The sequence below is a fragment of the Aeromicrobium sp. PFPM2_SD2 genome, assembly GCF_057364525.1.
In genome coordinates, this window is the sequence record NZ_JBNFNZ010000076.1 from 1 (window position 1) to 7426 (window position 7426).

Here is a 7426-nt window from a genome sequence, read left to right on the forward strand (position 1 = left end):
CGCCCCGAACGCCGTCCGCCACCACCCCCGACCGTCCCCGCCGGTCTCCCGCAGCGACGTGCGTCCGCCGCTGCGCGAGGAGTCCGACCCGGTCGTGCGCGGTCGCCGCTTCGCCACGACGGCCCTCGACGTGCGCGTCGGCCCGTTCAAGGACGCCGTCGTCGTGGCCGAGGTCGGCAAGGGCAGGACCATCGCGGTGACCGGACGTCGCGACGGGCGCTACGCCGAGGTCGTGGTCGACGGCGTGCGCCGCTGGGTGCGCGCCGACTACCTCTCGACGAGCAAGCCCAAGCCCAAGCCGAAGCCGAAGCCGAAGCCCACGATCGGCACCGAGCCGTGCCCGACCGGCTCCGAGGTCGAGCAGGGCCTGGCGCAGTCGACGATCGACGTCCACCGCGCGGTGTGCGCCCGCTTCCCGCAGATCGAGGTCTACGGCGGGCTGCGCAACGACGGCATGCACGGCCAGGGCCTGGCGCTGGACATCATGGTCAGCAGCGACCTCGGCACCGAGATCGCCGACTTCGTCCGCGAGAACGCCGCCAAGCTCGGCGTCACCGAGGTCATCTGGCGCCAGCGCATCTGGACCACCCAGCGCGCCGGCGAGGGCTGGCGCTCGATGGAGGACCGCGGCTCGGCCACGGCCAACCACATGGACCACGTCCACGTCACCACAGGGGGCTGAGTGCGGCTCGGACTGACCGGCGGCATCGGCTCGGGCAAGAGCACCGCCAGCACCCGGTTGCGCGAGCTCGGCGCGACGGTGCTCGACTACGACCAGCTGGCCCGCGACGTCGTGGAGCCGGGCAGCGCCGGTCTCGCCGCGATCGCCGAGCGGTTCGGCGACGACGTCCTGCGGGCCGACGGCACCCTCGACCGTCCCGCCCTGGGTGCGATCGTCTTCGCCGACCCGGCCGCCCTGCGCGACCTGGAGGGCATCACCCACCCGGCCATCCGCGAGCGGGCCGCGCGCTCGAGCAGGAGGCGGGGCCGGGCGCCGTGGTCGTGGCACGACAACGCGCTGCTCGTCGACATGGGCGCGCACCGGGCGATGGACCTCGTCGTGGTCGTCGACGTGCCGGTCGAGACCCAGGTGCAGCGTCTGGTCGAGCACCGCGGGCTTGCCGAGGCCGACGCGCGGGCGCGCATCGCCGCGCAGCTGTCGCGCGAGGAGCGCCTGGCCGTCGCCGACCGGGTGCTGGACAACGCCGGCACGCCCGAGCAGCTGCGCGACGCCGTCGACGCCCTGTGGGCGTCGCTCGCTCGCTCCTGAGCCGGCGACCCCTCGACAGGCTCCGGGAGCTCCTTCGTCGGGCTCGGGGAGCGGGCTCCGGACGCACCAGGGCCCCGCGACCGTCGGGGAGTCGGTCAGCGGGGCCCTGGCGGCTTCGGGGTCGATCAGGCGGCGAGGTCCGGGTCGGCGATGCGGCGCAGCGTGGCGAGCGACTCGCGCTCGAGCTGACGCACGCGCTCGGCCGAGATGCCGTGACGCTTGCCGATGTCGGCCAGCTTGTGCTGACGGCCGTCCAGCAGGCCGTAGCGGGCCTTGATGATGTCCGCCTCGCGCGGGGCGAGGTGCTCGGTGATGAGCGAGGACAGCCGGTCGCTGGCCTCGACGTCCAGCACCTGGTTGTCCGGGCCGGGCGCGGTCTCGCGGGCGATCAGGTCACCCAGCGAGGTGTCGCCGTCCTCGTCCACCGGGGTGTCGAGGCTGACGTGGTCGCGACCCCAGGACAGCAGGTCGATGACGCGCTCGACGGTCATGCCCAGCTCGGCCGCGATCTCGGCCGGCTCCGGGTCGTAGCCCAGCTGGCGCTCCAGCGTGCGGCGCGCGCCGGTGACCTGGTTGAGCTCCTCGACCACGTGCACCGGGAGCCGCACCACGCGAGCCTGCTGCGCGATGCCGCGCGTGATCGCCTGGCGCACCCACCACGTGGCGTACGTCGAGAACTTGAAGCCCTTCGCGTAGTCGAACTTCTCGACGCGCGGATCAGGCCCGTGTTGCCCTCCTGGACCAGGTCCAGCATGGGCATCTGGGCGCGTCCGTACTTGCGCGCGATGGAGACGACCAGGCGCAGGTTGGCCTGCGTGAACTCCTCCTGGGCGCGCTCGCCCTCGGCGACCATCCACTCCAGCTCCTCGGCGGTGGCCTGCTTGGGAGCGCCGCCCTTGCGACGTCCCACGCGGCCGGTCTCGAGCAGGTGCTGGGCGAACAGACCGGCCTCGATCGCCTTGGCCAGCTCGACCTCGCGGGCCGCGTCCAGCAGCGGCGTCCGCGCGATCTCGGCCAGGTACATGCCGACGCTGTCCTTGCCCTCGACCTCAGTGCTCGTGCTCGCCATCAGTTCTTCACCACTCTCGTCCGGTTGCTCCGTCCATGTACCGTCAACGGACGTCCCGGGCGATTGATTCCGCTCTCAGGCGCTTCTTAGCCGTGGTGTGACGCGATCCGCTCCAGCTCGGCACGCAGCAGCGAGCGGGCCCAGGAGACGTCCGCCTCGGGGTCCTGCGCGAGCAGGTGCAGCGCGAGCCCGTCGAGCAGGGCGTGGAGCCGCCGGACGGTCGTCGCGTCGGCCCGGCCGCCCAGGCGCTCGACCGCCTGCTGGCAGAGCGTGGCGATGCCGGCGTGCGCCTCGTCCCGGATGCCCGCCAGGCGGGGGAGCGCGGGCGCCTCGGCCACCAGGGCGAGGTTCACGTCCATCTCGGCCCGCCGGGTCGCGTCCAGGGGGAGCAGCTCCTCCAGGACGCCTGGGGCGCGGGCGAGCGGCTCGCCGTCGTCGGGCACGGCCCGGACGCGCTGGGCGGCCCGCTGGACGATCAGCGCGGCGGAGAACTCGAGCAGCTCGGCGCGCGTGGGGAAGACGTGCCGCAGGGAGCCCACGGCGACGCCGGCCTGCTGGGCGACGGTCCGCACCGAGACCGCCCCGACGCCCTGCTCGCGCACGACCCGCCAGACGGCCTCGGCCAGCTCGGCGCGGCGGGCGTCACGGTCCAGGCGGGGCGCATGCCGAGAACCTAGCACGGTCGTGCTACGTTCTCGTCGTAGCACGACCGTGCTACGACGAGCTGGAGGAGACGGACATGGTCCTGGCGGTCATCGTGGCCTGCGAGCTGGGGTTCTGGGTGCTGATCGGCGCCGGCCTGGTGGCGCGGTACGTGCTGCGTCGGCGGCGGCTGGGCCTGCTGCTGCTCGCCCTCACCCCGGTCGTGGACGTCGTCCTGCTGGCCGCGACCGTCCTCGACCTGCGCGCCGGGGCGACGGCGAGCACCGCCCACGGGCTCGCGGCGCTCTACCTCGGCTTCTCGCTGGCCTACGGCCACGCGATGATCCGCTGGGCCGACGTCCGGTTCGCCCACCGCTTCGCCGGCGGACCGGCCCCGGTCAAGCACTACGGCGCCGCGTACGCCCGACGGTGCTGGGTGGACGTGCTGCGCAGCGGCCTCGGCGCCGCGGTCGCCGCCGGGGTCCTGCTGCTGCTCCAGGCCCTCGTCGACGACCCGTCCCGCACCGAGGCGCTCGAGGGCCTGTACCCGCTGCTGGGCGTCGTCCTGGCCGTCGAGCTGCTCTGGGCGGTGTCGTACACGGTGTGGCCCCGGCGGGCGCCGGGGCGCGCCTGAGTCAGACCGCCTTCGTGGCGGTGTCGATGATCCAGGCCAGCTCCCAGGCCCGCTCGTGCCAGGAGGCGTACCGGCCGCTGACGCCGCCGTGGCCGGCGTTCATCTCGGTCTTGAGCAGGATGGGCGCCTCGGTGCGGGCCGTGGCGCGCAGCCGGGCGACCCACTTGGCCGGCTCGACGTACAGCACGCGGGTGTCGTTGAGGCTCGTGACGGCCAGGATCGCCGGGTACGGGTGCTCGCCGACGTTCTCGTAGGGCGCGTACGACTTCATGTACGCGTAGACCTCCGGGTCCTCCAGCGGGTTGCCCCACTCGTCCCACTCGATGACCGTCAGCGGCAGCGACGGGTCGAGGATCGTCGTGAGGTTGTCGACGAACGGCACCTCGGCGAGGATCCCGCAGAACGCCTCGGGGGCGAGGTTGGCCACGGCTCCCATGAGCAGGCCGCCGGCGCTGCCGCCCTCGGCGACCAGGCGGTCGGCGCTCGTCCAGCCCTCCTTCACCAGGTGCTCGGCGGCGGCGACGAAGTCGGTGAAGGTGTTCTTCTTCGTCAGGGTCTTGCCGTCGTCGTACCAGTGCCGGCCCATCTCGCCGCCGCCGCGGACGTGCGCGACGGCGAAGACGAACCCGCGGTCCAGCAGCGACAGCCGGCTGATCGAGAACGCCGGGTCGATGCTGATCTCGTACGAGCCGTAGCCGTAGAGCAGCGCCGGCGCCGTGCCGTCGCGCGGGGTGTCGCGGCGGGCGACGACCGAGACCGGCACCTGCGTGCCGTCCGGCGCGGTCGCCCAGGTGCGGTGCTGCTCGTACCGGCTCGCGTCATAGCCGCCGCGCACGACGACCTGCTTGCGCAGGTGACGCTCCCCGGTCTCGACGTCGTAGTCGTACACCGACGGGGGCGTCACGAACGAGGCGTAGCCGACGCGGACCAGGCGCTGGTCCCACTCGGCGTTCGCGCCGACGCCGGTGCTCGACAGCTCCTCGCCGAAGTCGATCTCGGTGAGCGGGCCGAAGCCGTCGTCGGTCAGCCGCACCAGGCCGACGCGGGGGAGCGCGTCGCGCCGGTACGAGACGAGCACCTGGCGCTTGAACACGTCGACGTCCTCGAGCCGGACGCCCTCGGTGCCGGGCAGCACCACCGTGCGCTGCTGCGGGTCGTCGACCGGGACGCTGACCAGCTCGAAGTCGGGGCAGCCGTCGTTGTGCAGCACCAGGAAGACGTCGCGGCCGGCGACGACCGCATGCTCGAGGGAGTACTCGACGCCCTCGCGGCGCGGCCACACGACGCGCGGCTCGCCCTCCGGGTCGTCCGCGGGCAGGACCCGCACCTCGCTGGTGATCTTCGACGACGCAGCCACGACGATCCACTGCTCGGAGTGGGTCATGCCGACGCCGGCGAAGAAGCGCTCGTCGGTCTCCTCGTGCACGAGGACGTCCTCGGCGTCCGAGCCGAGCCGGTGCCGCCAGACGCGGTGAGGACGCCAGGCGTCGTCCACGGTCGTGTAGAACAGGTGCGTCCCGCGGCCGGACCACGTCACACCCGCCGACGCGCCGGTGATCTCGTCGCCGAGCAGCTCGCCGGTGCGCAGGTCCTTGACCCGGATCGTGTAGCGCTCGTCGCCCTCGACGTCGACCGAGTAGGCCAGCAGGTGGCCGTCGGGGGAGACGTTGAACGCGCCCAGCGAGAAGAAGTCGTGCCCCTCGGCCTCGACGTTGGAGTCGAGCAGCACCTGCTCGCCCTCGATCGGCTGCGTGGGGTCGAGCTCGGGCGGCGTCCAGTCGTCGGGGTCGGCGAGCGGGCAGCGGCAGCGCAGCGCGTACTCCTGGCCCTCGACGGTGCGCGAGTAGTACCACCAGCCGTCGTGACGGGTGGGCACCGACAGGTCGGTCTCCTGGGTGCGGCCCTTGATCTCCTCGAAGATCGTCCGGCGCAGGTCGGCCAGGTGCTCGGTCTGCGCCTCGGCGTACGCGTTCTCGGCCTGCAGGTAGGCCAGCGTGTCGGGGGAGTCCTTGTCGCGCAGCCACTCGTAGTCGTCGACGAACACGTCGCCGTGGTGCGTGCGGGTGGTGGGGACGACCTTCGCGACGGGGGCTTCCGAAGTCATGAGGCGAACGTACCGGTCGTGCCCCGGTGACCGGCGTGCAGCGCGGGGTCGTCGGCCCGGAAGGTGTGCACCGGCCCGGGCGGGGTGTGGCGGGTCTCGAACCGGACCGTCACGCGTCCGAGGCCGGCGCCCCACACCCAGCCGTCGCCGTGCGCGTCGTGCGAGGCGTCCATGCCGGGGTACCAGCGCGGCACCTCAGGCTCGTAGGCTTCCGGGACGTCCTCGTCCGGCTCCTCCGGGGCGCTCGCGCCGAACAGGTCGTCCTGGACCCAGTCGGCCAGGCCGCTGACGCCGACGCCGAGCAGCCGCAGGCCGCCGCCGAGGTCGGTCTGGGCGAGCAGCGCCTTGGCCGTGTCGGCCAGCAGCGCCGCGCTGTCGGTGGGACCGGCCAGGGTGGTCGAGCGGGTGTGGGTCTCGAAGTCGTGGTGGCGCACCTTCAGCGTCACCGTGCGGCCGGAGAGCCCGTGCGCGGCCAGCCGGGCCGCGACCCGGCGGGCCATGCGCTCGGCGACCAGGCCGAGCTGGGCCCGGTCGGTCACGTCCGTGGCGAACGTGTCCTCGACGCTGACCGACTTCGTCTCGCGCTCGGCCACGACCGGACGGTCGTCGTCGGCGCGGGCCAGGCGGTACAGCGAGCTGCCCGACGCGTTGCCCAGCAGGCGGGCGAGCTCGTCCTGCGACGGGCCGCGCAGCTCCTCCACCGTCGTGATGCCCACGCGACGCAGACGCTCCGCCGTCGCCGGGCCGACGCCGGGGATCGCCGTCACCTGCATGGGCCCGAGCAGCTCCTGCTCGGTGCCGGGGGCGACGACGAACGAGCCGGCCGGCTTCTCCAGCTCGCTGGCGATCTTCGCCATGAGCTTGCTGGACGCCACGCCGACCGAGGCGGTGAGCCCGCCGGTGAGCCGTTCGACGTCCGCCCGCAGCCGGTCGACCTGCTCGTGGACGCGCGCCGGGTCGTGGCCCTCGCCCGCGGCCAGGTCGACGAACGCCTCGTCCAGCGACAGCGGCTCGACGAGCGGGGACTCCTCGCGCAGCCGTTCCATGACGATGCGGCTGGCCTCGCGGTAGGCGTCGAACCGTCCGCCGAGGAAGGCGGCGTGCGGGCACCGCGCCCGCGCCTCGCTCGTGCGCATCGCCGAGCGGACGCCGTGCACCCGGGCCTCGTACGAGGCGGTCGAGACGACGCCGCGCGGCCCGATGCCGCCGACGACCACCGGCTTGCCGCGCAGGGACGGCTTGTCGCGCTGCTCGACCGAGGCGAAGAACGCGTCGAGGTCGAGGTGCAGGATCGACGCCTCCGCCCTCATGGCGTCCATCCTGCCCGAGCCCTCCGTCGTCCACAGCGGCGCCGGTGGCGTCGGCGTCCACAGGCGCTCGCGGGCGTCGGCCGGGTGGTCGGGGCGCGGCGCCAGCGTGGACGCATGACTCCCCGCCACGTCTGCCACGACGTCCCCGACATCCTCGACCTCCTGCCGGCGCTGTTCGGCTTCGTCCCGCACGAGTCGCTGGTCGCCGTGGCCACCCACGGCGAGCGGGTGCGGTTCGGCTTCCGGCTGCGACTCGACCTGCCGTCCGGGCCCGACGTCGACGCCGCCGCCCGAGGTGGTCGCCCACCACCTGCGCGGGCCGAGCCGGACGGCCCTGGTGCTCGTGACCGTCACCGAGGGCGACGGGTACGTCGCCGGACGTGCTCAGCGCGCCGGT

Annotated in this window: 7 protein-coding genes and 1 pseudogene; 4 read left to right on the plus strand and 4 right to left on the minus strand. The window is 73.7% G+C overall.

The annotated features are described in order from the left end of the window. Both AC2W7G_RS05800 and coaE read left to right on the plus strand, forming a co-directional pair. Window positions 1-682, plus strand: a 682-nt coding sequence (locus AC2W7G_RS05800; RefSeq protein ID WP_485867601.1) for a VldE C-terminal domain-containing protein, incomplete at its 5' end; no start/stop codon positions are given. Beyond that, on the plus strand, window positions 683-1270 hold the full coding sequence (coaE, locus tag AC2W7G_RS05805) for a dephospho-CoA kinase (protein ID WP_485867602.1): 588 nt from the start codon (window positions 683-685) through the stop codon (window positions 1268-1270). 125 nt (window positions 1271-1395) lie between these two features. Here coaE and AC2W7G_RS05810 read toward each other — a convergent pair. Both AC2W7G_RS05810 and AC2W7G_RS05815 read right to left on the minus strand, forming a co-directional pair. Further along, window positions 1396-2339 (minus strand): annotated as a pseudogene (locus tag AC2W7G_RS05810) (sigma-70 family RNA polymerase sigma factor). An 86-nt stretch (window positions 2340-2425) separates the two neighbouring features. After that, the gene (locus tag AC2W7G_RS05815) at window positions 2426-3019 is read right to left on the minus strand and encodes a TetR/AcrR family transcriptional regulator (RefSeq protein ID WP_485867603.1); all 594 of its coding nucleotides are present in this window, start codon (window positions 3017-3019) and stop codon (window positions 2426-2428) included. A 59-nt stretch (window positions 3020-3078) separates the two neighbouring features. On the opposite strand from AC2W7G_RS05815, the gene AC2W7G_RS05820 reads away from it, so the two are divergent. Then, on the plus strand, window positions 3079-3615 hold the full coding sequence (locus tag AC2W7G_RS05820; RefSeq protein ID WP_485867604.1) for a 2TM domain-containing protein: 537 nt from the start codon (window positions 3079-3081) through the stop codon (window positions 3613-3615). A 1-nt stretch (window position 3616) separates the two neighbouring features. Here the strand turns inward: AC2W7G_RS05820 and AC2W7G_RS05825 are convergent, their stop codons facing one another. Next, the gene (locus AC2W7G_RS05825; RefSeq protein WP_485867605.1) at window positions 3617-5719 is read right to left on the minus strand and encodes a S9 family peptidase; all 2103 of its coding nucleotides are present in this window, start codon (window positions 5717-5719) and stop codon (window positions 3617-3619) included. Beyond that, window positions 5716-7029, minus strand: coding sequence for a DNA polymerase IV (locus AC2W7G_RS05830; protein WP_485867606.1), 1314 nt, complete (start codon window positions 7027-7029; stop codon window positions 5716-5718). Before AC2W7G_RS05830 ends, AC2W7G_RS05825 begins: the two co-directional genes overlap by 4 nt. Before the next feature lie 114 nt (window positions 7030-7143). On the opposite strand from AC2W7G_RS05830, the gene AC2W7G_RS05835 reads away from it, so the two are divergent. Then, window positions 7144-7426, plus strand: a 283-nt coding sequence (locus tag AC2W7G_RS05835; protein WP_485867607.1) for a DUF4192 family protein, incomplete at its 3' end; no start/stop codon positions are given.